Annotated in this window: 17 protein-coding genes and 5 pseudogenes; 12 read left to right on the top strand and 10 right to left on the bottom strand. The window is 68.2% G+C overall.

Annotation, left to right across the window (positions count from 1 at the left end):
* Nucleotides 1-71 precede the first annotated feature (71 nt).
* Both SY89_RS08845 and SY89_RS08840 read left to right on the top strand, forming a co-directional pair.
* Nucleotides 72-1,694 (top strand): GTPBP1 family GTP-binding protein, encoded by a 1,623-nt coding sequence (locus tag SY89_RS08845; RefSeq protein WP_054583943.1) that lies wholly within the window; start codon nucleotides 72-74, stop codon nucleotides 1,692-1,694.
* A 46-nt stretch (nucleotides 1,695-1,740) separates the two neighbouring features.
* Nucleotides 1,741-2,142 (top strand): hypothetical protein, encoded by a 402-nt coding sequence (locus SY89_RS08840; RefSeq protein WP_054583942.1) that lies wholly within the window; start codon nucleotides 1,741-1,743, stop codon nucleotides 2,140-2,142.
* On the opposite strand, the gene SY89_RS08835 is transcribed toward SY89_RS08840, so the two are convergent.
* The 5 genes and pseudogenes from SY89_RS08835 to SY89_RS08815 all read right to left on the bottom strand — a co-directional run bounded on the left by SY89_RS08835 (nucleotide 2,139) and on the right by SY89_RS08815 (nucleotide 7,288).
* Entirely contained in the window at nucleotides 2,139-2,642 is a 504-nt protein-coding gene (locus SY89_RS08835; RefSeq protein WP_054583941.1) for a hypothetical protein, read from the bottom strand. The two genes, SY89_RS08840 and SY89_RS08835, sit on opposite strands and share 4 nt — an antisense overlap.
* A 3-nt stretch (nucleotides 2,643-2,645) precedes the next feature.
* The gene (mch, locus tag SY89_RS08830; RefSeq protein ID WP_054583940.1) at nucleotides 2,646-3,581 is read right to left on the bottom strand and encodes a methenyltetrahydromethanopterin cyclohydrolase; all 936 of its coding nucleotides are present in this window, start codon (nucleotides 3,579-3,581) and stop codon (nucleotides 2,646-2,648) included.
* Nucleotides 3,582-3,639: 58 nt separating this feature from the next.
* Entirely contained in the window at nucleotides 3,640-5,988 is a 2,349-nt protein-coding gene (gene ppk1 / locus SY89_RS08825; protein ID WP_080506653.1) for a polyphosphate kinase 1, read from the bottom strand.
* Nucleotides 5,989-6,133: 145 nt separating this feature from the next.
* A pseudogene (locus SY89_RS08820) lies at nucleotides 6,134-6,840 on the bottom strand (metallophosphoesterase family protein).
* A 136-nt stretch (nucleotides 6,841-6,976) separates the two neighbouring features.
* Nucleotides 6,977-7,288, bottom strand: a complete 312-nt coding sequence (locus SY89_RS08815) for an MTH1187 family thiamine-binding protein (RefSeq protein WP_054583939.1) — start codon at nucleotides 7,286-7,288, stop codon at nucleotides 6,977-6,979.
* Between the two features lie 240 nt (nucleotides 7,289-7,528).
* Between SY89_RS08815 and SY89_RS08810 the strand changes: the two genes are divergently transcribed.
* From SY89_RS08810 to SY89_RS08785, 6 genes and pseudogenes are all read left to right on the top strand, one after another.
* Nucleotides 7,529-8,662 carry a PstS family phosphate ABC transporter substrate-binding protein gene (locus SY89_RS08810; RefSeq protein WP_054583938.1) on the top strand — a complete coding sequence of 378 codons (1,134 nt, stop codon included), beginning with the start codon at nucleotides 7,529-7,531 and terminating at the stop codon, nucleotides 8,660-8,662.
* Nucleotides 8,663-8,719: 57 nt separating this feature from the next.
* A pseudogene (pstC, locus tag SY89_RS19595) lies at nucleotides 8,720-9,876 on the top strand (phosphate ABC transporter permease subunit PstC).
* Nucleotides 9,873-11,479: pseudogene (gene pstA, locus SY89_RS19590) on the top strand (phosphate ABC transporter permease PstA). The pseudogenes pstC and pstA overlap by 4 nt, the downstream one beginning before the upstream one ends.
* Nucleotides 11,472-12,377: a phosphate ABC transporter ATP-binding protein PstB gene (gene pstB / locus SY89_RS08795; RefSeq protein WP_054583937.1), complete on the top strand. Its 906-nt coding sequence runs from the start codon at nucleotides 11,472-11,474 to the stop codon at nucleotides 12,375-12,377. Before pstA ends, pstB begins: the two are co-directional and overlap by 8 nt.
* Before the next feature lie 328 nt (nucleotides 12,378-12,705).
* Nucleotides 12,706-13,362, top strand: a complete 657-nt coding sequence (locus SY89_RS08790) for a hypothetical protein (RefSeq protein WP_054583936.1) — start codon at nucleotides 12,706-12,708, stop codon at nucleotides 13,360-13,362.
* Between the two features lie 87 nt (nucleotides 13,363-13,449).
* Nucleotides 13,450-14,625: a pyridoxal-phosphate-dependent aminotransferase family protein gene (locus SY89_RS08785; protein WP_054583935.1), complete on the top strand. Its 1,176-nt coding sequence runs from the start codon at nucleotides 13,450-13,452 to the stop codon at nucleotides 14,623-14,625.
* A 65-nt stretch (nucleotides 14,626-14,690) separates the two neighbouring features.
* Here the strand turns inward: SY89_RS08785 and trxA are convergent, their stop codons facing one another.
* Complete coding sequence (trxA, locus tag SY89_RS08780; protein ID WP_054583934.1) at nucleotides 14,691-15,047, bottom strand: thioredoxin; 357 nt, start codon at nucleotides 15,045-15,047, stop codon at nucleotides 14,691-14,693.
* Nucleotides 15,048-15,289: 242 nt separating this feature from the next.
* On the opposite strand from trxA, the gene SY89_RS08775 reads away from it, so the two are divergent.
* On the top strand, nucleotides 15,290-15,508 hold the full coding sequence (locus tag SY89_RS08775) for a YgaP family membrane protein (protein ID WP_054583933.1): 219 nt from the start codon (nucleotides 15,290-15,292) through the stop codon (nucleotides 15,506-15,508).
* Between the two features lie 56 nt (nucleotides 15,509-15,564).
* Here SY89_RS08775 and SY89_RS08770 read toward each other — a convergent pair whose 3' ends face one another.
* Nucleotides 15,565-16,683, bottom strand: a complete 1,119-nt coding sequence (locus SY89_RS08770; protein ID WP_054583932.1) for an MBL fold metallo-hydrolase — start codon at nucleotides 16,681-16,683, stop codon at nucleotides 15,565-15,567.
* A gap of 190 nt (nucleotides 16,684-16,873) precedes the next feature.
* Nucleotides 16,874-17,511: pseudogene (serB, locus tag SY89_RS08765) on the bottom strand (phosphoserine phosphatase SerB).
* Between the two features lie 164 nt (nucleotides 17,512-17,675).
* On the opposite strand from serB, the pseudogene serA reads away from it, so the two are divergent.
* Nucleotides 17,676-19,253 (top strand): annotated as a pseudogene (serA, locus tag SY89_RS08760) (phosphoglycerate dehydrogenase).
* A gap of 114 nt (nucleotides 19,254-19,367) precedes the next feature.
* Here serA and SY89_RS18410 read toward each other — a convergent pair.
* Nucleotides 19,368-20,915, bottom strand: coding sequence for a histidine kinase N-terminal 7TM domain-containing protein (locus SY89_RS18410; RefSeq protein ID WP_054583931.1), 1,548 nt, complete (start codon nucleotides 20,913-20,915; stop codon nucleotides 19,368-19,370).
* Between the two features lie 240 nt (nucleotides 20,916-21,155).
* On the opposite strand from SY89_RS18410, the gene SY89_RS08750 reads away from it, so the two are divergent.
* The gene (locus SY89_RS08750) at nucleotides 21,156-22,535 is read left to right on the top strand and encodes a M20/M25/M40 family metallo-hydrolase (protein WP_054583930.1); all 1,380 of its coding nucleotides are present in this window, start codon (nucleotides 21,156-21,158) and stop codon (nucleotides 22,533-22,535) included.
* Here the strand turns inward: SY89_RS08750 and SY89_RS08745 are convergent.
* On the bottom strand, nucleotides 22,532-23,434 hold the full coding sequence (locus SY89_RS08745) for a hypothetical protein (protein WP_054583929.1): 903 nt from the start codon (nucleotides 23,432-23,434) through the stop codon (nucleotides 22,532-22,534). The two genes, SY89_RS08750 and SY89_RS08745, sit on opposite strands and share 4 nt — an antisense overlap.
* Nucleotides 23,435-23,613: 179 nt before the next feature.
* On the opposite strand from SY89_RS08745, the gene SY89_RS08740 reads away from it, so the two are divergent.
* Nucleotides 23,614-23,880: a hypothetical protein gene (locus SY89_RS08740; RefSeq protein ID WP_054583928.1), complete on the top strand. Its 267-nt coding sequence runs from the start codon at nucleotides 23,614-23,616 to the stop codon at nucleotides 23,878-23,880.

The raw sequence follows: 23,880 nt of genomic DNA, 5'->3' as shown, positions 1-23,880 counted from the left end.
TGAGCCTGTCCATGGGATGGTGAACCACGACACGAAAAGGCATATATCGCCCGCGGCGCCTACCCCGCCCCATGAGCGCAGACCGGGCCTCGCTCCGGCGGGCCCTGGAGCGCGGCGAGGAGGAGGGCGGCCCGATCGAGTTCAAGACGCGGCTCACCCGCGACACCCATCTCGCGGACGGACGGATGGAGTCGCTGGCTGCCCAACTCCGTCACCGCGTGCTCTCTGGCGACGGTGAGGCGACGTACGTCGTCGGCGTCGACGACGACGGCGCGATCGCGGGCATCTCCCCCGAGGCGTTCTCGGAGTCCATGGACGTGCTCTCGCTCCTGGCAGAGGAGGCTGACGCCCACATCGAGGACGTGGAGACGTGGGGGATTCAGCGCGACGACGCCGCGGACGGCCTCGTCGGCCTCGCCACGCTCCGTGAGGGCGCGATGCTCGATCAGGCCGAGGACGACGACCACGTCGTCGTCGGCACCGCGGGCCACGTCGACCACGGGAAGTCCACCCTCGTCGGCACGCTCGTCACCGGCGAGCGCGACGACGGCCAGGGCGGCACGCGCTCGTTCCTCGACGTCCAGCCACACGAGGTCGAGCGCGGGCTCTCCGCGGACCTCTCCTACGCGGTGTACGGCTTCGACGACGAGGACGGGCCGGTCCGGATGGACAACCCCGACCGCAAGACCGACCGCGCTCGCGTCGTTCGGGAGGCCGACCGACTCGTGAGCTTCGTCGACACGGTCGGTCACGAGCCGTGGCTCCGGACGACGATCCGCGGCCTTGTCGGCCAGAAGCTCGACTACGGCATGCTCGTGGTGGCAGCCGACGACGGCCCGACGAAGACGACCCGCGAGCATCTCGGGATCCTGCTCGCGACCGAACTACCGACGATGGTCGCGATCACCAAAGTCGACGCCGTGGACGACGAGCGCGTCGAGGCCGTCGAAGACGAGGTGGAGGCGATGCTCCGGGAGGTGGGCGAGACCCCCCTCCCGGTCGCCCGCCACGGCGTCGACGCCGCGATCGAGGAGATCGGCACCACAGTCCCGATCCTCCGGACGAGCGCGGTCTCGGGCGCCGGGCTCGACGACCTCGACACGCTGTTCGAGGCGCTGCCCAAGCGCGAGTCCGACGCCGACGCGCCGTTCCGGATGTACGTCGACCGCTCCTACAGCGTCACCGGCGTCGGCGCCGTCGCCTCCGGAACGGTCAACGCCGGCACGGTCGAAGCCGGCGACGAACTCCTGCTCGGCCCGATGGCTGACGGCCGCTTCCGGGAGGTCGAGGTCCGCTCGATCGAGATGCACTACCACCGCGTCGACCAGGCGAGCGCGGGCCAGATCGTCGGCATCGCGCTGAAAGGCGTCGAGGAGGCCGAACTCGAACGCGGGATGGCGCTGCTCCCCCGCGACGCCGACCCCGAAGCGGTCCGCGAGTTCGAGGCCGAGGTGGTCGTGCTGAACCACCCGACGAAGATCGGCGAGGGGTACGAGCCGGTCGTCCATCTCGAAACGCTGAGCGAGGCCGCGATCTTCAAGCCCGAGGGAGGGCGCCTGCTCCCGGGCGACAACGGTCGGACGAGGATCCGGTTCAAATTCCGCCCCTACCTGATCGAGGAGGGCCAGCGGTTCGTCTTCCGGGAGGGCCAGAGCAAGGGCGTCGGCACCGTCAGGTCGATCGAAACCGACTGAGCCGGGCCCGAACGCTTTTCGCACCGGCCGGCCACCGAGGAAGGGAATGGAGTCGACCGCGAAGCGACGCGTCGCGCGGTTCGGTGGCGGAGTCCTGCTCACGGCGACCGTGACGGGAGGTACCCAGTTCCTGCTGCAAGCCTGGGGGATCGTCGACGCCGACGTGTACGCCATCGCCGTCGGACTCGGTGTCGCGATGCCGCTGCTGCTCGCGGGCGCGTACCCGGCGGTCACCCACGTGGAGCGGCTCCGCACCCGGGTGCTGTTGGCGCTGGCCGAAACTGGGGTCGGTATCGCCGCCGGCGTCGGCGCCGTCGCGTTCCTGCTCACTCTCGAGATGGGGACGATGCTCACCGTCGGCAGCGGCGCCGCAGCGACGTACCTGGGCGGGACTGTGGGCCGTGCGCTCGTCCTCGGCCGGGAAGCCGTCGACGAGGAGTCGAGCTAGTTTTTCGTGGTGTAGCCGCCGTCGGCGCGGGCGGCGAGATCGAGCAGCACCAGCCAGTCGAGCAGCCGTTCGGTTCGGGCAGTCCAGTGGTCGACCCACGAGTTCCGACGGTGGCGTTCCCATCCCGGAACCGTCTCCCGCAGCCGCTCGAAGGCGGTTTCGGCGGTGAGCGGGTCGTCTGCCTCCCGAAGCACCGCCACCGTCTCGCGGGCGCCGAACACGCGCTCGCGGAACGACTCGCGGACGTGCTCCGGCGTCGGCTCGCGGTCCGTTCGGCGAAAGCCGGAGCCCGTCTCCTCGGCGAGCTCGAGCGCTCGGAGGAACGTCAGCCACTCTCGGGCCACGTCGCGGCTCTGATACCCCTCGCGGCGCATCAGCCGGGCACAGCAGTCGTTCTCCGACCCTGGGACCAGCGGCACCGCCGACTGCGCGGCGGCGACGGCGTCGAAGACGCCGCCTTCGGACTCAGCGGGCGGTTCGGGGAGCGGTTTGAGCCGCATGCCTCAGAAGCCGAAGCTCTCCGCCAGCAGCGCCTCGTCGCGGCCGCCGAAGCGGTACGTCGGGCCGTCGACCACGTCGACGGTGGCTGCCGCGGGGCCGAACACCGACTCCGGCAGCGCCTCGAAGTCCCAGTCGTGGGCCGCGAAGATGTCGGCGAACGGCGCCCCGAACTCCGCGCCGGCCGCCGAGGTGATGGCCTCGAACGCGTCGGCGTCGTCGCGGGCGACCGTGAGGTGGACCTCGCCGCCGTAGGCCAGCGCGTCGTTGGTACGGGCCATCGCCTCGCTCTCGTCGTAGCCGACCGGCGCGACGGGCGCGCTCCCGGAGACCGAGAGCACGTCGTCGGGGTCGTAGCCGGCCTCGAACAGCTGCCAGACCGCCGACTCCGGGGCGCGAGCGCCCGCGGCGACGCTGCCCGAGATCGACCCGAGGGCGAACGTCGGCAGGAACACGCCGCTCTCCTCGACGCCCGCGAGGTCGGCGACGTGGCTCGCGACCCGCTCGTCGGGGAGATCGATGCTCTCGACCGCCAGGACGGTCAGGTCGAACTCGTCGTAGTAGCCGACCGCTTCGAACTCGGTCTCCTGGCCGACCAGCGCACGGGCCGGCCCGGAGCCGAGCCCGTCGTACACGTCGAAGTCCAGCTCCCAGCCAGCCTTCTGCGAACAGAGCAGCGCCACGCCGGGGTGGTCCGTCGACAGTTCGACGTGGGGGACCGGCGCGCCGTCGACGCGGCCCGTCCGGGTCGTGATCGTCGCCAGCCCCGCCGTCTGAATCTCTGCCAGTAGCACGCCCGCCTCGACGCCGCCGTCGACTTCGACGCCGAAGTCGAGCACGGTCGCGCCCGAGTCGAGTTCGTAGGGCGTGACGTTGAGCTCGTCGGCGAAGTCGAGCGCCTCGTCGACGAGCTCGACCGCCATCCGGTTGATGCTCTCCATACGCGTACTCCCGCGTCACCGCGTAAAGGGTTTTCAGTCCCGTACCGACCCGGCCCGATCAGTCGCCGTGCTCCCGGCGCAGGCAGTCGAGCGCGCCCTCGCGGGTCTTGAAGTAACGACGGCCACCGTCGGCGGTCCGGACCGCCCAGTCGTGTTCGTCGCTGTCCGGGCGGTACCACTGATCTGGGTGGGTGTCGAACAGCGTTCGGTCGTCGGTCGTCTCGTGTTCGTTCTCGCTCCTGGGCTCTTCCGTCGCCGTCTCGGTCGGTTCGATCAACAGCTCCCCATCGACGACCGTGTCGTCGACGCGCATCCCCGGGCCGTACCCGTCCTTGACGGCCGCCGTCGTCGCGTCCATGAGCAACTGTTGAACGTCACGGACCGGCTCGTCGGGCGCCGGTTCGACCCGTTCGTAGCTCCCGTCGGGCTGCATCAGCCAGCGGCGACGGTTGTCGTGGAACGTTGCCTCGAGCACGAACCGGAGCTGTTCGCGCAGCGTCGGGTCGTCGACGGGAGTCACGGCCTCCACACGATAGTCGAGGTTCCGCGTCATCCAGTCGGCCGAGCCGATGTACCACTCCGGATCGGCGGCGTTCTCGAAGTAGAAGATCCGGGCGTGTTCGAGAAACCGGCCGACGACGGAGTGAACCGTGACGGTCTCGCTGATCCCTTCCAGCCCCGGCCGGAGCCGGCAGATGTCCCGCACGATCAGGTCGATCTCCACGCCGGCCATCGACGCCCGGTACAGCTCCTCGACCATCTGGGGGTCCTCCAGCCCGTTCACCTTCACGACGATCCGGGCGCGCCGGCCCTCGCGAGCGTGGTCGGCCTCGCGGCGCACGAGGTCGACGAAGCGGTCCCGCATCGTCACCGGCGCGATCAGCAGCTTGCGGAACTGTTCGTCGAGTGACGGCCCCGTGAAGAAGTTGAACAGCCGGGTGAGGTCCTGGCCGATGTCTCGGTCGGCGGTCAGCAGCCCCAGGTCGCTGTACCCCTGTGCAGTACCGGAGTGGTAGTTCCCCGTTCCGACGTGGGAGTAGAGCTTGACGCCGTCGTCCTCCCGGCGGACCACGAGCGCGGTCTTGGTGTGGGTCTTCAGCCCGACGGTGCCGTAGGCGACATGGATCCCCTCCTCTTCCAGCCGGCGGACCCACTCGAGGTTGTTCTTCTCGTCGAAGCGCGCTTTGAGTTCGACCATCACCGCGACCTGCTTGCCGTTGTCGGCGGCGTCGATGAGGCTCTGGATCACCTTCGAGTCGCTCGCCGTGCGGTAGATGGCGGCTTTCACCGCCAGCACGTTCGGGTCGTTCGCGGCCGCGTCGAGGAAATCCTGGACCGTCCCTTCGAAGGAGTGGTACGGGTGGTGGGCCAGGATGTCCCCCTGACGGATCTCCGCGAAGATGCCGCCCTCGCCGTCGGCGGCGTCGTCGACCGCGCGAAGCCGCGGGTGGGGTTTCGGCGACCACGCCGGCAGTTTGAGCTCCGGCCGGGGGAGGTCGACCAACTCGAAGAAGTCCTCGAAGTCGATCGGGCCCTCGCGCTCGAACACCTCCTGCTCGGTCACGTCGAGGTTCTCCTTCAGGATCGATCGGGAGCGCTCGGCCATCCCGGGCTCGATCTCGAGGCGGACCGCGGTCGCAAACCGGCGCTGCTCGATCACCTCCTCGATCATGTCGATGAGGTCCTCGGCGACCTCCTCGTTGCGGCGCACCTCGGCGTTGCGCGTGACCTTGAACGTCGAGACGTCGACGATCTCGAGGTTGGGCAACAGGAGGTCGAGGTTCGCCTCGATCAGGTCCTCGAGTAGAACGTACCGCCCGCCGTCGTCGGGCACCTCGACGAGTCGGGACTGGTTTTTCGGGATCTTGATCCGGGTGAACGTCAGGTCGCCGTCGACGCCACGCGACAGCACCGCCAGCGAGAGCGATCGGTTCGAGATGAACGGGAACGGGTGGGCCGGATCGAACGACAGCGGCGTCAGCGTCGGGAGCACCGTCTCCTCGAAGTAGCGCCGCAGCGCCGCGCTCTCGTCGTCGGTCAGGTCCCCGTAGTCGAGCACCTCGACCCCGGCGTCGGCCAACTCGGGCTGGAGCGTCGACTGCCAGTACTCCGTCTGGCGGCGGAACAGCGGGCGGGCCCGCTCGAGCACTTCCGTCCACTGCTCCTCGGGGGTTCGGCCGTCGGGGGTCGTTTCGGTCACGCCGGCGTCGATCTGCTGTTTGAGGCCGCCGACGCGCTTCATGAAGAACTCGTCCGTGTTCTTCGTGAAGTACGCGAGAAAGCGGAGTCGCTCAAGCGGCGGGTTTCGCTCGTCGGTCCCCTCCGCGAGCACCCGCTCCTGGAACGCGAGTTCGGACAGCTCCCGGTTGAGGTAGTACTCGGGGTCAGTCAACGCCGGCTCGGTCATGTGACAACTCCGTGAACGGACGGTGCGGTGCGTGATAACTGTTGGTTTCGGAACGGCTGCGCTGCGTCGGCGTGGCTCTCGGGCCAGTGGGTATCGTGTGTCATCGTGGGAATGCGGTCGACCGGTCGTCGACAACGGGAGCGTCTCAGGTCGGGGTGACGGACTGCCCGGCCGGCTCGACGAACTTCGAGTCGCACCGGCCCTCGTGTGTCACCGATGGGTCGACGGTGACCACCGAGTCGCACCGGTAGTCGTACGCGGTGAGCGTCCCCCGTAGACGCAGCCGGTGTCGAGCGCGACCGCGTGCTCGCGGACGACCGGCCGCTCGTGGACCGTGTGGCCGAAGAACACGCGGTGTGGGCCGTCGTACGCCTCGTACCAGAACGGGCCGTCGTAGCCGTCGCCGGCCGGCGCCCGCATGGTGAGTAGGTCCTCGATGGAGTGCTCGGCGAGTGGCCGCGACGGGTCGACGCCGCCGTGGACGACGAGCGCGTCCTCGAAGGAGATCGCGACCGGGAGCGACTCGAAGAACGGGCGGTCGCCCTCGCGGAGCCAGTCGGGGTCTTTCTCGCCACGGAGCAGCTTCTGTTCGTTGTTGCCGCGCACGCTGATGAGGTCGTCACGCTCGCGGACGAGGTCGATCACCTCGGGGCTGTGGGGCCCCTTCCTGATGAGGTCGCCGACGAAGACGACCATATCGTTCGGGCCGAGTGACAGCTCCTCAAGCAGCGTTTCGAGTTCGGCGAAGCTCCCGTGAACGTCGCCGACGACGTACAGTTCGTCGTACTCATCGGCGGCCAGTCGGCGGTGGTGGGGCTCGACGTCGTCGTTGAACTGCGGTGGCGTGGTCATTGTGGTCTGAGGGGCGGCTCTCCCGCGGTCGACGCGGCTCGGGCGCTGAGTAAGAGCAGCTTGCCGCGGGGTAAGTCGTTGCTATGAACACCCCGTACGGCTATATACCGCATCCATCCGCTTATGCTGCGCGGGCTCAGCGCTCCCGCTTGGCCTCCCGACCCAGCGCTGCTTCCACCGCCTCGACTTTCGCTGCGGCGTCGGCGTCGCTGGTACGTTTGTCGTCGATCTTCAGGAACGTCCCCACCCGGTCGCCGTCGACGGCCTCGTGGGCGGCCTGCGCCGCGGCGAAGATCTCGCCGATCTCGTCGGCCTCGATGGTCGTCCCCATCGGGGTGGTCTCGTAGCTCACGTCGAACTCCTCCAGCGCCGCCACCGCTTTCGCGACTTCGGAGCCCATCGATTCGTCGGTCGCCGGTGCCACGGAGAGGAACGCGACTACAGTCATAGCCGCGTGTTGGGGATGGCCGCCCTTCGCTCTACCGGCGACCACGACGCTGCGGCCACCGACCTCGACCGGCGGGGGTGAGCGGGCGAACTGCTCGGTTTCTGAGCGATCGGGAGAGGTATATAGCGATACATGTGTCACGTGTACTCGTCCCCGGACGGTGGAGTGCTGTGGAGTTATTGTAGCGGTCAGTACCCCTATTATAAACCGCTTTACTTGTACACTGCCCCGATTCAGGTGATGGCACCCGACCCAGAGGCAGGGCGACTGTCGCGACGCAAGTTCATCGCTACCACCGGCGCCGCTGGCGCGGCGGCGGTCGCGGGCTGTTCCGGCGGCAGCGGCACCGACACGCCGGCCGACGACGACTCGGACGATTCCGACGACTCCGGGAGTCAGAGCACCGACAGCGGCTCTGGCGGACTGGACACCTCGGTTCTCACTGGCGACGGCTCCTCGACGGTGTTTCCGATCACGAACACCGCCTCGAGCTACTGGAACTCCAACCCCGAGGCCGGCGACGAGGACTACTGGCCCCAGGAGTGGGCCGACGAGTACGGCACCGACATGCGGCTCGCCGACTTCTTCGCGCAGGACTACGGCTACGAGGAGACCGGCGACCGCTCCGTGCCGCCGTTCCGCGTGAGTATCGCGCTGAGCCACTCTGGCACGGGTATCGAGGGCGTCATGGAGGGTCGCGTCGACATCGGCGACGCGAGCTCCTCGGCGGCGTCGGAACTCGGTGAGGACGCCGAGGGTCTCGACGACTTCGTCGACCACGTCGTCGGCGTCGACGGCCAGCCGATCGTCGTCAGCCCAGAGATCGCTGATGCGGGGCTCGAGTCGATCACCATCGACGAACTGCGCGGTATCTACAAGGGCGAGATCACCAACTGGAACGAGGTCGGCGGCCCCGACCGCGAGATCCTCGCGCTGGGTCGCGCCGAGGGTTCGGGGACCGACACCGCGTTCCGGAACAACGTCTACGGCGACCCCGAAGAGCCCATCAGCCCCGACCAGCGCTTCGGCCAGAACCAGCAGCTCCAGCAGGCAGTCGGGCAGGCCAACAACGCCATCGCCTACATCGCGCTGGCGTTCGTCGAGGAAGACGGCGGGACGCCGCCGATCGGGCTCGAGATCGACGGCACCCTGTACGAGTACGGCAAGAACCTCGGCGCCCAGGACTACCCGCTCTCGCGTGACCTGCACGCCTACACGTACGAGGACACCTCCCGGAAGGAGGCGGCCTTCATCAACTTCTGTCTGAGCGACTTCGGTCAGGAGGTGTTCGTCGCCGGGAACAACTACTTCAAGCTTCCCAGCGACCGGCTGGAGGCCCAGCGCGAGAAGGTCGCAGCCTCGAAGTACGAGTAGACCGCCGGCTCCCGCTGTTGGCCCCCATCGCGGATTTATTAACGCACGTATACATTCATGACCCAATCACTCCCGTCGGTCGGACACCTCCCGACCGAACTGCGAACGGCCGCCACCCGGCGCGCCGAAGCGACGAAACAGTGGGCACGCGACTACCGCTCACGGACCGAGGACGGCGCCATCGCGATGCACGGCCTCGTGTTCGGGTCGGTACTGACGACGTTCCTGCTGTTCCTCGCCGGCTCCCAGTGGACCGTCGTCCCCGTCCTGGCGTTCCTCGCGACCATGGGTGTCGGCTGGTACCGCTACCAAGCCGAGGCCGCGAAAGCACTGACGTTCCTTACGACCGTCGCCACGGTGTCGATTCTGACGCTGATCGTCGCGTTCCTGTTGCTCGAGTCCGTCCCCGCGGTCAGGGCGATGGGGATCGACCTGTTCACGCAGGTTCGCAACCCCGCAATGGAGAACCCGGCGCTCGGCAAAGATCTGTGGGGCCGAAACGGCGTCTGGTCGCTGACGCCGATGATGCTCGGCACCGCGATCACGACCGTCATCGCGACGCTGATCGCGGCGCCGATCGGGATCGCCGGCGCCGTGTTCGTGAGCGAGATCGCCCCGCGGCGCGTTCGCGAGGTGGTCAAACCCGGGATCGAGCTGATGGCCGGCATCCCTCGATCACGTACGGGTTCATCGGCCTCACGATCGTGAACCAGTACTTCTACATCGAGTTCGGTACCCCGACGATCGGGACGTACTTCGCGGCCGGCCTGATGATCGGCATCATGGCGCTGCCGACGGTCGTCACCGTCGCCGAGGACGCGCTCAACGCCGTTCCGGAGCCGATCAAAAGCGGCGCGCTCGCGATGGGCTCGACCGAGTGGCAGACCACCAAGAGCGTCACCATCCCGGCCGGGCTCTCCGGCGTCTCCGCGGGCGTCCTGCTCGGCATCGGCCGGGCGATGGGCGAGACGATGGCGGCGACGGTGATGCTGACCCACACGAAAGGGTTCCCCTCGCCGGTGTTCGACGCCTTCTCGAACTACGGCGAGACGTTGACCACCGTCATCGCCTTCGAGGGCGGTAACGCCAGCGGCATCCACATGAGCGCGCTGTTCGCCGCGGGCGTCGTCCTGTTCGTGATGGTGATGATCCTGAGTATCGGCTCCCAGTACGTCGAGTGGCGCATGTACCAGAAGCTCGGCGGTGACCAATGAGCAACGTCAACCGGACCGAGCTGGCGGCTGCGGACTCCACGACCGGCGACCTCCTGTCGCTGGGCGTGCTCGGCGCCGCCGTGCTCACGTTCGTCGGTTCGTGGCTGCTGCTCCTGCAGTGGGTCGACGAGGCGGCGACGGTCGCTGGGCTGCCCGTCCTGAACCTGCTCGGCGTCGGCCTCGTCGTCATCGGCGGCGGCCTCGCGTTCGTCGGTGTGGGATCGCGACTCGACTACGTCGACACGGCGCCGTCGTCGACCGCGGGCGTCGTCGTCGGCGCAGTGTTCGGCCTGCTGTGGGCGATTCTCGGCGGACTCGTCGGAACGCTCGCGCTCGGTGACGCAACCGTACTCTGGCTGCCTGTCGCCGCCGTCTTCGGCATCGGCGGCTTCCTCGGCGCGGTGCTCCCCGCGAGGACGTGGGGTCGACGATCCCCGTGGCGGCGATTCTGCTGCTGCTCGGCGGGTTCATCGTCACCGGCGGGATCGGCGCCGGCTGGACGTGGTCGCCAGCGTGGTCCTCCGCGGAGTTCCCCGGCAGCGAACTCGTCCCGATCCTGGTCGTGTTCGGCACCCTCCTCGGTGCGTGGAGCGCCGGCAAGGCCAAGGAGGGCTTCGGCGCCGAAGGGCGCCAGGCGGGCGCGTACTACCTCATCGGCTCGGTCGTGTTCGCGATGCTGGCCGTGCTCGCGCTGCTGATCGCGTTCATCGTCACCAACGGCCTCCAGACGATGCTCACGGGGACGAGCCTCTTCGGCGGGCAGTTCACCGTTCCGTTCGTCGGCGTCGGCCTCCCGTGGCCGGAGTTCCCGTTCCTGATGAACCAGACCGGCGGGCTGTACGTCGAGATCCCGGGGGTCCTACCCGCAGTGATCGGCACGCTGTGGCTGGTGTTCGGCGCGGTCAGCTTCACGGTGCCGCTGGGCATCGGGGCCGCAGTGTTCCTGACTGAGTACGCCGAGCGCGGCCGGTTCACGCAGGTCGTCGAGATCGCCACCAACGGGCTCTGGAGCACGCCGAGCATCGTCTTCGGCCTGTTCGGGCTGGCGTTTCTCGTCCCGCGGATCAGCGGCGGGAACTCCATCGTCGTGGGCCAACTGGTGCTCGGCTTCATGCTGCTGCCGCTGGTGCTCATCACCAGCCGGGAGGCGATCCTCGCCGTCCCCGACGCCCACCGCGACGCGAGCGCGGCCCTCGGCGTGACGAAGTGGCAGACGATCCGGAGCGTCGTGCTCCCGGCGGCGATGCCGGGCACGATCACCGGCGTCATCCTCGGCGTCGGCCGCATCGCCGGCGAGACCGCTCCCCTCCTGCTGGTGTTCGGTGGGTCGCCGTATCCGAGCAACACGCCGAACGTCCTGACCAGCTTCACACTCACCGCCCAGCCCCCGTTCGTCACGAACGAGGCGCTGCTGTCGCCCGCGAGCGCACTGCCTTACCAACTGTACTCGACGATCACGGCGGGCGTGTTCCCCAAGGAGATCTTCACCAACACCGAGTTCGGGTGGGGGACCGCGCTCGTCCTGCTGCTGGTCGTCGTCGGCCTCTACGCCATCGGCGTCGGCAGCCGACTCTACTTCCGACGGAAACTACACCATGAGTGAGACGGAATCCAGAAACAGCACGGCCCAGCCCGAGCAGCGAGTGACGACCACCGGCGAGAGCAGCGAGGAGGTCCGCGAGGAGTGGACCGACTACGAGTTCGCCGGCGACGCCAAGATCGCCGCCGAGGACCTCGACGTGTACTACGGCGAGGAGAAGGCGCTCCAGAGCGTCTCTCTCGACGTGCCCGACGAGTCGGTGACCGCGCTCATCGGCCCCTCCGGCTGCGGGAAGTCGACGTTCCTGCGGTGTCTCAACCGCATGAACGACCGGATCAAGAGCGCGAGCGTCGACGGGTCGGTCACGCTCGACGGCGAGGAGATCTACAGCGACGGCGTGAACCTCGTGGAGCTCCGCAAGCGCGTCGGGATGGTGTTCCAGGAGCCGAACCCCTTCCCCAAGTCGATCAAGGACAACATCTCCTACGGCCCGCGCAAGCACGGCGACCTCGATACGGGCCTGCTGGCCCGCCTGCTCGGCCGCGACGATACTGACGAGGAGCACGAACTCGTCGAGCGCGCGCTGCGCCGGGCCGCGCTCTGGGAGGAGGTGAACGACCGCCTGGACGACAACGCACTCGGCCTCTCCGGCGGCCAGCAGCAGCGCCTCTGCATCGCCCGCTGTCTGGCGGTCGACCCCGACGTGATCCTGATGGACGAGCCAGCCTCCGCGCTCGACCCCATCGCGACCGCAAAGATCGAGGACCTGATCGAGGAGCTGGCAGAGGAGTATGCGGTCGTCGTCGTCACCCACAACATGCAGCAGGCCGCCCGCATCAGCGACCAGACCGCGGTGTTCCTGACGGGCGGCGAACTCGTCGAGTACGGCGAGACCGACCAGATCTTCGAGCACCCCCGGAGTCAGCGCGTCGAGGACTACATCACCGGCAAGTTCGGATGATGGAGACCAGGAAAGTCCAGCAGGTTGGCGGGGGACCTACACCGTCTCGATCCCCATCTCGTGGGCCGAGGAGCACGATATCGAGGCCGGCGAGACCGCCTACCTCTACACCCACCGGGACGGCTCGCTGGTCGTCCGCTGGGGTGATCGTGAGGAGCGCGCGCTCGGCGCGATCGATATCGAGCTGGGCGCGGAGAGCGCCGACGCCGCCGCGCGGACGCTGGACGCCGCCTACGGCGCCGGCTTCGACCGGATCACGCTGCACACCGCCGCCGAGGCACAGCGGGAGTCGATCGCCGACCGCGCGCGGACGCTGATCGGCGTCGACGTGGCCGAGGAGGCGGAGGGCCACGTGACGGTTCGGTGGCTGCTCGACGCCGGCGAACTCTCGATCCACCAGTCGGTCCGCCAACTCCGGTTCGTCGCCGCGTCGATGCACGAGGCGGCGATGGCGTCGGTCGCCGGCGCGACTGCCGAGGCGGAGTACATCACCGACCGGATCGAGGAGACGGACCGCATCCGCCGGCTGATCGAGCGGCTGTACACCCGGGCGATGGTGCTGTTCGACGAACTCGACCGGCTCGATGCGACCCGTCCGCGGCTGTTCGCAGGGTACCGGACCGCGTACGAGCTCGACTGCGTCGCTCGCGAGGCTGCCGAGATCGCGCAGGCCGTGGACCGACTGGGGCCGGCCGCGTCGACAGACCTCGTCGAGGAGATCCGCGGTGTCGGTGCCGACGCGCGCGAGGCCGTGGAGGCGGCGACGGACGCAGTCACCGACGGCGGTTCGACCACGACGGTGCAGGATGTGCTGGACGGCGCCGACGCAACTGCCGAGTCGACACGGACGCTCCAGGAGACCGTAGCTACGGCGGACCCGCCGGACGCTGTGCTCCTCACCCGGGTACTCGACGGCGTCCGCCGGACCGTTCGACACGCCGAGAGCGTCGGTGAGATCGCCCTCGGGCGGCGCGTCCGACCGTAGGCCGCCCCAACCGCCGGGAGTGGGTTGTGGTAACATACCTATCTCGGGCGGCGGGCTTAACACGCCCCCAGAGAATTGCCCACACACATGGACGACGAGTTCCTGTTGCTCAACCCCGGCCCGGTACCGATGAGTCCCGACGCTCGCGAGGCGATGAGCGAACCGATGGTTTCCCACCGCTCGGCGGCGTTCGAAGCCGTGTACGAGCGCGCACAGGACGGCCTCGAGTACGTGTTCGAACAGTCCAGCCTCGACGGCGAGCGGACCGCAAGCGGCGGGGAGGCGCTGATCCTCAACGGGACCGCTACGATGGGCATGGAGGCCGCGGTAGCCAACCTCGTCGACGCCGACGACGAACTCGTCGCCGTCGTGAACGGGAAGTTCGGCCGACGGTTCAAGCGCATCGCCGAGCGCCACTGTACGGTCACTGCCGTGGAGTTCGAGTGGGGAGCGCCGATCGACGTGGACGCCGTCGCCGACGCGGTGGACGACGAGACGGCCGTGGTCACTGTCGTCCACAACGAGACCAGTACGGGGCTGCTGAACCCCGTGGCGGAGATCGGGGAGATCGCGGCCGACCACGACGCCCGGTTCGTCGTTGACGGTGTCACCTCCATCGGCGGCGACGCGTTCCGGATCGACGACTGGGAGGTCGACATCGCGATCACCGACGGCCAGAAAGCGCTCGCGGCGCCGCCGGGCGTCGCCGCGCTGTACGTCGCCGACGGCGTCGACGCCCACGTGGACGGCGAGGCGGCCCCGTTCTACGAGGATCTGGACTGGCACAGCCGGAAGGCGAGCCAGCACCAGACGCCCTTCACCAGCGCGGTCCCGCTGTTCCGCGGGCTCGCCGTCGCCGTCGAGGAGATCGAGGCCGAGGGGATGCCCGACCGGATCGCCAGACACCGCCGGCAGTCGACGGCGTTCCGCGAGGCGATGTGGGCGATGGGGCTCGAGTCGTTCCCGGAGCTGAACGACGCGACAGCGTACTCGAACACGCTCACCGCGATCGAACTCCCCGAGGGCGCCCGCGACGACGACAGCGAGGCGTTCTTCGACGCGGTCGCCGACCGAGGGGTGTCGATCTCGGGCGGCCAGGCCCACCTCGGCGGCGAGATCTTCCGAGTGAGCAACATGGGGAACATCACCGACGAGCAGCTGCTTCGCGGGATCAGGACGATCGGCGAGGCGTTCGACGCCGTCGGCGTCGACGTAGCGGTACCCGACGCCGTCGAGACTGCGAGAGAAGCGCTCGACCGGTAGTCGACCCGGCCGCCGCACCAGATATCGAGTGTCCGGGTGACTACGTCCGGATCAGTAGCGAGCGATCAGTTCGTGTAGCTCTCGATCAGCGAGCGAAGGCGGTCCTCGCCCTGGACGCCGACGATCTCCTCGACCTGCTCACCGTCGGCGAACAGGACGAGCGTGGGGACGCCGCGAACGCCGTAGGAGCTGGCCAGCATCTGGTTCGCGTCCACGTCGACTTTCGCCACTGCCGCCTCGGTCTCCTCTGCCAGCGTCTCGACGATCGGTTCGAGCATCTGACACGGGCCACACCAGTCCGCATAGAAGTCTGCCAGCACCACGTCGTTCTCGGCGACGATCTGGTCCAGCGCCTCCTCACCGTCGACGTAGATCGGTTCCCCAGTCGCTGCGGCGTGTCCGTCCGAAGGTTCGGTTGCCATCGACTCCGAGTTCGCCGCCCAGGCGTTTATAGATTTGGACTCACCGGGCAATACTGTCTGTCGCGGCGTTAGGTCTCGATGAACGGCCAACCCGTTATTGTCCGAGATAGCGGAAGATATCACAGCTATCGGCAGCGATGTCGTTCGCGACACGTCGTCCCCCGGCGCCTCGTTCGGCGGGAGTGTTGATCGTACCTCACAACACAGCCAACATTTATGCTCTCGCGGACGAACGTTCGGGTATGGACAAAAACGTCGGCGGGTTCGACCGTACCGCGCGTCTCGTCGCCGGACCGCTGCTGGCGCTGGTGGGTGTCGCAGCGCTGCTCGACACGATTCCCGGCGGGATGGCCGTCGGCGCCGTCCTGCTCGTCGTCGGGGCCGTGCTCACTGGAACCGGGCTCACACAGCGGTGTCTGATCCACCGCGTGTTCGGGTTCGATACGTTCTCGGGCCGGTAGGCGAGTCGAACTGTTCACCGGTGCAGTCCGTTTCTTCCCGCCGTTGATCGGCCCGATCAGTTGGCCGCGCAGTTGTTCGGGCCGAGTTCGAGCGACTCCACGTCCCCGCGTGGCTGCTCTTTCCCCCAGTTGATCTGCTTGATCCGGTTGTAGTTCGCCGGCTCGTCGGAGAGGCTCTCGACGATGGTTTCGACGAACGCCGTCTCGTCGCCGTCGGCGACGTAGCTCAGGAGTTCGTTCGTCGTCTCGACCCGGAGCTCGCCGAGCTTCGTCGCGAGCGGGCGGATCTCCTCGTCGCTGAAGTGGCCCGGAAGCACGACGGTGTCGTCGTCGAGTTCGGTCAGCCCCTCGAGGCTGTCGAACAGCTGGCTCGCCGCCTCGCGAACTGCGTCCTCGTCGCTGTCTTCCAGATCGGGGCGACCGACGCTCCGGAGGAACAGCGTGTCACCCGAGAGGAGCGCGTCGCCGAACAGGAAGGAGACGCTGCCGGGCGTGTGGCCGGGGGTGAACTGCACGTCGAGCGATCGGTCGCCGACTGCGATGCTGTCGCCGTCTTCGATCTCGGTGACGCCGTCGAGTTCGCCGGCGTCCGCGCCGTGGAGGTAGTAGGGGACGTCGAAGTCGCCGGCCAGTTGCCGCGCGCCGGAGACGTGGTCGGCGTGGGCATGCGTGTCGGCGACGCCGACGATGTCGAGGCCGCGTTCCTCGGCCGCGTGCAGGTACCGATCGACATACTGCGTCGGGTCCACGACGACGGCCTCGCCATCGTCGTGGACGATGTAGGAGATACAGCCGGTGCCGGGGCGGACGATCTGGACGACGCCGTCTGCGTCCTCGACCTCGTACTCGCGGTGGACCCGGCCCCAGGCGTTCATCCCGTCCCGGATGGATTTGGCGTCGTACCCCCGGCCACGGAGGAACTCGGCCGCCCGCGCCGAGGTGACACCCGCGGCACACGCGACGGCGATCTCGGCGTCGTCGGGGAGTTCGTCGAGGTGGGCCTCCAGCCCGGAGAAGTTGTGAGAGCGCAGTTCGTCGTACACCGGGATGTTGGTGCTCCCCGGGATCTGCCACTCCTCGTAGTCAGGTTCGTTCCGTACGTCCAGCACGAACAGCTCGTCGTCTTCTGCGATGCGACGGGCGACCGTCGCAGCGTCGATTTCGGTCTTGCTCATTACGTCCAATATTACGAATTTCCGTCGGTATAAATTTGTTGGCAAGGGCCAGTTTCAGCCAAAGTACGGACAAATACCTCCGAAACACGCCGAGGCATCGGTCGGCGACATCGGCGATAACGGCCCAACACAGTTCCGAGGGGACTGCTGGTGAACAGCGTTCAGCTTCGGCAGGGCCCCAGGGCGGCACTCAGTCGAGGAGGCCGGTACGCTCGAACAGTTCCTCCAGCGCGTCCATCGTCGTCACCACGTCGTCGCAGTGCGGTTCGACGGCGTCTTTCGGTTCGAACCCGACGGCGTGGCCCGCCGCCTGGAGCATCGGCAGATCGTTCGCGCCGTCGCCGACCGCGACGGTGTTCGCCACGTCGACGCCGTACGTCTCACAGAGATCCCGCAGCGCGTCGTCTTTGGTCCCCTCGATCAACGGCCCCTCGACCTCGCCGGTGAGCTCGCCGTCGGCGACCGGGAGTGCGTTCGCGACGATGCGGTCGACGCTCGCGCCGTCACGCGTCAGCGCGGCCTCGACCCCCGGCGTGAACCCGCCGGTCAAGATGGCCGTCGTGTGGCCGGCGTCGTTGAGGCGGTCGATCACGGTCGCGGCGCCCGGCCGGAGCGTCGTCTCCTCGTAGGCCGCGGCGGCCTCGTGTTCGGGCAGCCCCCGACCATCGTGGCGCGTTCGCGGAGGCTCTCGGCGTAGGAGATCTCCCCTCGCATCGCTCGGGCGGTGATCTCCCCGATCCGGTCGGCGACGCCGTGGCGCTTACCCAGCGCGATCAGCATCTCCGAGTCCGAGAGCGTGCCGTCGAAGTCGAAGGCAACGAGACTCATACCCCTTCTCTGGGCGCGGGGGTTATTCCTGTTGTGAAAGTACATGGGTCTGGATAGTCGAAGTTTTCTCAAACAAGAAACAAGCACGAATGTGTCCAATTTCCCGTGCCAATTCGTGGCATGGCGGAGAAAGCGTTAACCATGGCCGGGGATTCACTCCGCTCGTGCGAGTACTCGTTACGGATCCGATCGCCGACGCCGGGATCGAGCGACTTCGGGCGGCTGGCCACGAGGTAGTCACGGCGTACGACGCCGCCGGAACGGCACTGTTGGACGCCGTCGCCGACGCCGACGGGCTGATCGTTCGCTCCGGCACCGACGTGACCGAGGAACTGTTCGCGGCCGCGCCGGATCTCCAGATCGTCGGCCGTGCGGGCATCGGCGTCGACAACATCGACATCGACGCCGCAACCGACCACGGCGTCATCGTCGCCAACGCCCCGGAGGGAACGTCCGCGCAGCTGCCGAACACACCGTTGGAATGACGTTCGCGACCGCGCGCTCGATCCCGCAGGCCCACGGGCGCATGGTCGACGGCGCGTGGGCAAAGGGGGAGTTCCTCGGCACCGAACTGAACGGGAAGACGCTGGGCATCGTCGGGCTCGGCCGCGTCGGCCAGGAGGCCGCAAAGCGGCTGGGATCGCTGGGGATGGAGCTGGTCGCGTACGACCCCTACATCAGCGAGGAGCGCGCCGATCAGATCGGCGCCGAACTGGTCGAGTTGGACGCGTGTATCGACCGCGCCGACTTCCTCACCGTCCACGTCCCGCTGACCGACGAGACCGAGGGACTGATCGGCGAGGCGGAGTTGGCACGGATGGAAGGCGGCTACGTGATCAACGTGGCCCGCGGCGGCGTCGTCGACGAGCCGGCGCTGGCCGAGGCTGTCGAGGACGGCGTCGTCGCCGGGGCGGCGCTCGACGTGTTCGCCGACGAGCCACTGCCCGAGGGGTCCCGACTGCGCGAGGTCGAGGACATCGTTCTCACTCCCCACCTCGGTGCGTCCACCGCGGAGGCTCAGGAGCACGTCGCCGTCGCCACCGCGGAGCAGGTGCTCGCGGCGTTCGCGGGCGAGCCGGTGATGAACGCGCTCAACGCGCCGTCGGTCGACGAGAGCGCCTTTCCGCGGATCGAGCCGTACATCGGGCTCGCGGCGACCGCCGGACAGGTCGCCGCCGGCCTGTTCGACGGCCGGGTCGAGGAGATCGAGGTGGCCTACGCTGGCGAGATCGCCGAGGAGGACGTCGAACTGATCACCGCCAGCGCCCTCCAGGGCGCCTTCGAACCGCTCGAGTGGCAGGTCAATGCCGTCAACGCCCCCCGCGTCGCCGAGGAGCGCGGCGTCGACGTGACCGAGACCAAAACCCGGAGCTCCGAGGACTTCCGGAGCCTGCTGACCGTCACCGTCGGCGACGGAACCGACGAGCTCGCGGTGTCGGGGACGCTGTTCACGGGGCGGAGCCGCGGCTGGTCTCGATCGACGGCTACCGCGTGGACGCGCTCCCCACGGCAACATGCTCGTCGCGCGCAACGAGGACGCGCCCGGCGTCATCGGCCACATCGGCACCGTCCTCGGCGACCACGACGTCAACATCGCGGGGATGTACAACGCCCGGGAGACCATCGGCGGCGAGGCGCTGACGGTGTACAGTCTCGACGACGACGTGCCGGAGTCGGCGCTGTCGGAGCTGATGGGCGACGACCGGATCATCGAGGTGCGGGAGCTGGAACTCTCGGGCTGAGGCGTCAGTCGTCGGTGTCGGCCGCGGCGTCGACACCCGCGATGTCGAACCGGGCGCCACCCTCGGCGGATTCCTGCACGCCCACCGTCCAGCCGTGTGTTTCGGCGATCTCTCTCACGATGTTGAGGCCCAGTCCGGTCCCCGGTCGCGAGTGGAGTACCCTGCCTCGAAAACGTCGTCGCGCTCGTCCGGGGGAATTCCCGTCCCGTCGTCGGCGACGTAGAAGCCGTCGGGTGACCGCCCGAGCGTGACGGTGACGCCCGGGTCGTTGTGCTCGACGGCGTTTCGGAAGAGGTTCTCCAACAGCTGTTGCAGCCTGCTTCTGTCGGCCCGGATCACGAGGTCGGTCTCGACCTCGAGGCTCGCTTCGGGCGTCTCGACCATCTCCCACGTGGCACGGGCCAGCGAACCCAGATCGACCGGTTCGACCGACTCGACGGACTGTCCCTGACGGGCGAGCGTGAGGATGTCGTCGATCAACCCGGCCATGCGGTTGTGGGCGCGCTGAGCGATCTGCAGGTGCTCGCTGTCACACTCTGCTTCCGCCAACTCGACGCGTCCCTGGGCGACGTTCAACGGGTTGCGGAGGTCGTGGCTCACCATACTGGCGAACGACTCCAGCCGCTCGTTCTGGCGCTCCAGCGCACGCTCCTGCTCCCGTATCGCCGTCACGTCCGTGAGCACCACCACCTTGTCCGGGTTCCCGACGTTGCCGGCGAACGACGAGAACTGGACGTCAACGTGCCGCCGTGTCTGGCCGGCGTCGATAGTCAGATCCGTCGTCGCTTCGCCCTCGCGATACGCCTCGAGGAGTGTCGGATAGTCGTCGAGCACGTCGTCGATCGGCTCACCCACCGCGACGGCGTCACCGAGCGCGAGCAGCTCACGGGTGGCGCTGTTGAGGTCGACGACCCGGCCGTCGCTCGCGACGACGAGGACACCCTCCTCCAGCAGTTCGAGCACGGCGTCGCGGCTCTGTGCCGACTCGATCGAGTCCCAGGAGTACTCCGCGTAGGCGAACGCGACGGCGGTGAACGCGAAGAACGTCTCGGGCTCGATCGAGTGGGCGCCGGTCAGGTAGAGGAACTGTGCCACCCACGGCACGAGCGGTCCGATCAGGAGCGCCAGCACCCGGCGTTCGATGATTCGGTCGGCGTACACCACCGATCGAAGGACGAGAACGGTCGCTGTGAGGTTCAGGAGGTTACTGTACACCCACCCCAGCCAGAACGCGGGGCCGAACGTTCGCTCCAGAACGACGACGCCGTCGACGACGGCGAGCCCGACGCTCGTTCGGACGAGCCCGTGGACGCCGTTGGTCCACGACAGCAGCGCCAGAGCGGCCATCGGCACCGCGAGCAGCCCCAAGTGGGTTCGGGTGACCCGATCGTCCGCGCCGGAGAGGTAGACGGCGAAGGCGAAAATCGAGACCGGCAGCAGCGCGATCCCGACGTACTGGACGTTCACCCAGAACAGCTTCCCGGTAAGCGTCGTCGACGCGACCTGCAACGCGTTGCCGCCAGTCCACACCGCGACTGCGACGTTGAAACCAACCAACGAGACCGTTTCCGCCGACCGGCTCCGGTTCAACAAGAAGGCCGCCGTGAGCGTCGTGATGATCGCCGTCGCTGTAGCGAGACCGACGCCCAGCGTGTACTGCATCACCAGTCCTCCGGTGGCATTCGTCTACCCCCTTCCGGCGGCTCCCACATACGACTGTGGGAAACTCTCCGAATCCGATAAAAAAGGTTGTTGCATTCCATAGCGGGGACCCGTCACTCCCCTGCCGTGTCGCCTCATCGATCCGCGTTCGTCCAGTGGCCGGGGGATCGCCGGGTTCGATGGGGATTTACCCCGCCCCCTGTGACGCGTACCCATGCACACGACCGAAGGTGAGCGCCGATGAGTGCGGCCGCGAGGGAGTTCGTCGACGACCACGAGGCCGAGCAGTTGGACGACCTCTTCGAACTCCTCGCCCAGCCGTCGATCAGCGCGACCGGCGAGGGGGTCGCCGACTGCGTCGACCTGGTCCACGAGCGCTGTCTCGAGTACGGCTTCGACGACGTGGTGCGCGTCGAGACGCCCGGGCAGCCGGCAGTAATCGCACGCGCCGAAGCCGATCGGACCGCGGTCGACGGCGAGGCGCCGACGACGTTCGTCTACGGCCACTACGACGTGCAGCCGGCCGACCCCGACGAGTGGACGACGCCGCCGTTCGACCCGACGATCCGCGAGGGGCCCGACGGCCGGGAGCGGATCTACGCCCGCGGCGCCGGCGACAACAAGGGCCAGTGGTTCGCCCACCTCTGTGCGGTCCGCGCGCTGCGGGAGACGACTGGCCTGCCGACCAACGTGACGCTCCTCCTCGAAGGGGAGGAGGAGAGCGGCAGTCCCAACCTCGACAGCGTCGTCCGGGAGTACGCCGACGTGTTGGGCGACGCCGACCTGGCGTACGTCGCCGACGGGCCCATCGACGAGTCGGGCCGCTCACACGTGCTGATGGGCGCCCGAGGGATGCAGTACGTCCAGGTCGACGTGACCGGGCCGAACCGCGACCTCCACTCGGGCAACTACGGCGGCCCGGTCCCGAACCCCGCGTGGGAACTGGTCCGGATCGTCGCCTCGCTGAAGGACGAGACCGGCCGCGTCGCCATCGACGGGTTCTACGACGACGTGCGGCCGATCGAGGCGCGCGACCGCGAGGCGCTGGCGGCGATGCCGTTCGACGCCGAGGCGATCAAGGCGGATCTCGACATCCCGGCGTTCGCCGAGGGGCCGGGCGAGAGCTACCTGGAGAAGCTGCTGTACTACCCGACCTGCAACATCTGCGGGTTCACCTCGGGCTACGGCGGCGAGGGGAGCAAGACCGTCCTGCCGTCGACGGCGACCCTGAAGATGGACATGCGCCTCGTCGCCGATCAGGACCCCGAGGCGATCTACGAGGCGTTCGAGGCCCACGTCCACGAGCACGCTACCGGCGTCTGCGACGTGGAAGTGACGAAGATGGGGCAGATGTACCCCCAGCGAACGCCGCTGGATCACCCGGTTCGTGAGCCCGTGATGGACGCCGTCGGCGCCGCGTGGCCGACGGAGCCGATCCTGAAGCCGACCCTCGGCGGCTCGCTTCCCACGGCGGTGTTCGAGCGTGAGTTGGAACTCCCCTGCGTGACAGTGCCCTACGCGAACGAGGACGAGAACAACCACTCGCCCGACGAGAACCTCGCGCTCGACTGCTTCCGGAGCGGCGTGCTGACCAGCGTCGAACTGTTCGGCCGCGCCTAGAGCGAGATCGCGTCGGCGATCGGGCGCTTTTCGCTCGCGATCACGACGCCGGCTTCGGTGCTGATCTCGGCGTCCCCGAAGCTCAGCACGCCCACGGACGCGTCGCCGTTGACCCGGGCTTCCACGGCGGCTTCGGGGTCGGTGACTGTCTCCGGGAGCACGAACCCGGTGGTGATGTCGACCAGTTCCTCCTCGGTGTCCGACACAGTGAACCCCGTCGCGACGGCGGTCGGGGTCGTCTCGCCGACCTGCACCCCCACTTCGTCGCCGATCGAGATCTGGGTGTACGACTCCTGGCCGACCGCCGACTGGATCGACGCCAGCGGGCCGTCGTTCTCGACTCGCCGCTCGCCGTCCTCGCGGGCGTCGATCAGTTCCTCCAGCGCCGCGCGGTCGCGGTCGCCGTTGGCGGCGATGGCGATCCGCCCCTCGCCGACGCCGACGAGGTAGGAGTGCAGCGTGGCGTCGACCCGGTAGAGTTCGTAGTCGTTGTAGGTGCTGTTGACGGTTTCGGCGCCCAGCTCCTCCTGGTAGGCCGTGACCATCGACGACTGGTCGAAGTCGGCTTCGACGCCGTACAGCGAAGTGGTCCAGCCGCCCGTGTAGTACACACTGTCGAGTTCGCCGAACTCCATCGTCGGCACCGGCGGCTCGAGGAAGGCGGCCATCAGGTCGTAGCGGTCGCCGAGCGCGTAGCGGGCCTCCGCCAAGTCGGCGGGCTCCATCGCCCACATCGATTCCCCGCCAGATTCGGCGCCAGTTCCCTCGCGCTCGGGGGTCCACTCGCCGTAGACAGTCGTACTCGCGCGTCCACCGATCCCGCCCGAACAGCCTGCCAGCCCAGCCAGGGCGGCGACAGCACCGGTTCGGAGAGCGGTCCGTCTCGTGAGGGAGACCATGGCGCCTGTTCCGCCTGCCGAGGGAAAACCGTTGTTGCCGTTTCGTTGTCAGCCTGACTGCCGATTCGGCCGAAACACCCGTTTCAGGGTCTAGTGGAGGATACTGAGTTGGGACGTGGACAGTTCTGACCGCAGTCAGATTCGGAACCCGTTTTACGCAATCGCCGCTATCGGATGGCATGTTCGAACTCGATTCGCTGCCTGCCCGCCCGCTGACCGAGACGGAACTGCGCGCGCTGCGGGACAGCGACGCCCTCGTCGAGGCCGCCGCGCTCGCTCAGGCGGAGGACGGTATCCGGCACCTCGCTCTGCAGGCCAACGACCGCCTCTACGGTATCGGCTATCGCGACGACGAGGGGTGGGTGCTCGTCGAGGACCGCGTCGCCGGCGACACCGACGACCTCGCGGCCGTCCGGAACGCGCTCCGGGACTGGGCCGAGGCCTGA

It is taken from the genome of Halolamina pelagica (assembly GCF_001307315.1).
In the GTDB taxonomy this organism is placed as follows: Archaea; Halobacteriota; Halobacteria; order Halobacteriales; family Haloferacaceae; genus Halolamina; species Halolamina pelagica_B.
Note: the sequence above shows the minus strand (reverse complement) of the source record. Positions and strands in the feature narration are given on the sequence as shown.

What these genes read in the sequence shown, in the direction of transcription:
- SY89_RS08750 (WP_054583930.1), top strand. Translation starts at nt 21,156, where the DNA reads ATGAGTGCGGCCGCGAGGGAGTTCGTCGACGACCACGAGGCCGAGCAG.
- SY89_RS08745 (WP_054583929.1), bottom strand. Translation starts at nt 23,434, where the DNA reads ATGGTCTCCCTCACGAGACGGACCGCTCTCCGAACCGGTGCTGTCGCC.
- SY89_RS08740 (WP_054583928.1), top strand. Translation starts at nt 23,614, where the DNA reads ATGTTCGAACTCGATTCGCTGCCTGCCCGCCCGCTGACCGAGACGGAA.
- SY89_RS08775 (WP_054583933.1), top strand. Translation starts at nt 15,290, where the DNA reads ATGGACAAAAACGTCGGCGGGTTCGACCGTACCGCGCGTCTCGTCGCC.
- SY89_RS08835 (WP_054583941.1), bottom strand. Translation starts at nt 2,642, where the DNA reads ATGCGGCTCAAACCGCTCCCCGAACCGCCCGCTGAGTCCGAAGGCGGC.
- SY89_RS18410 (WP_054583931.1), bottom strand. Translation starts at nt 20,915, where the DNA reads ATGCAGTACACGCTGGGCGTCGGTCTCGCTACAGCGACGGCGATCATC.
- SY89_RS08770 (WP_054583932.1), bottom strand. Translation starts at nt 16,683, where the DNA reads ATGAGCAAGACCGAAATCGACGCTGCGACGGTCGCCCGTCGCATCGCA.
- SY89_RS08785 (WP_054583935.1), top strand. Translation starts at nt 13,450, where the DNA reads ATGGACGACGAGTTCCTGTTGCTCAACCCCGGCCCGGTACCGATGAGT.
- SY89_RS08840 (WP_054583942.1), top strand. Translation starts at nt 1,741, where the DNA reads ATGGAGTCGACCGCGAAGCGACGCGTCGCGCGGTTCGGTGGCGGAGTC.
- SY89_RS08815 (WP_054583939.1), bottom strand. Translation starts at nt 7,288, where the DNA reads ATGACTGTAGTCGCGTTCCTCTCCGTGGCACCGGCGACCGACGAATCG.
- trxA (WP_054583934.1), bottom strand. Translation starts at nt 15,047, where the DNA reads ATGGCAACCGAACCTTCGGACGGACACGCCGCAGCGACTGGGGAACCG.
- SY89_RS08810 (WP_054583938.1), top strand. Translation starts at nt 7,529, where the DNA reads ATGGCACCCGACCCAGAGGCAGGGCGACTGTCGCGACGCAAGTTCATC.
- mch (WP_054583940.1), bottom strand. Translation starts at nt 3,581, where the DNA reads ATGGAGAGCATCAACCGGATGGCGGTCGAGCTCGTCGACGAGGCGCTC.
- ppk1 (WP_080506653.1), bottom strand. Translation starts at nt 5,988, where the DNA reads ATGACCGAGCCGGCGTTGACTGACCCCGAGTACTACCTCAACCGGGAG.
- pstB (WP_054583937.1), top strand. Translation starts at nt 11,472, where the DNA reads ATGAGTGAGACGGAATCCAGAAACAGCACGGCCCAGCCCGAGCAGCGA.
- SY89_RS08845 (WP_054583943.1), top strand. Translation starts at nt 72, where the DNA reads ATGAGCGCAGACCGGGCCTCGCTCCGGCGGGCCCTGGAGCGCGGCGAG.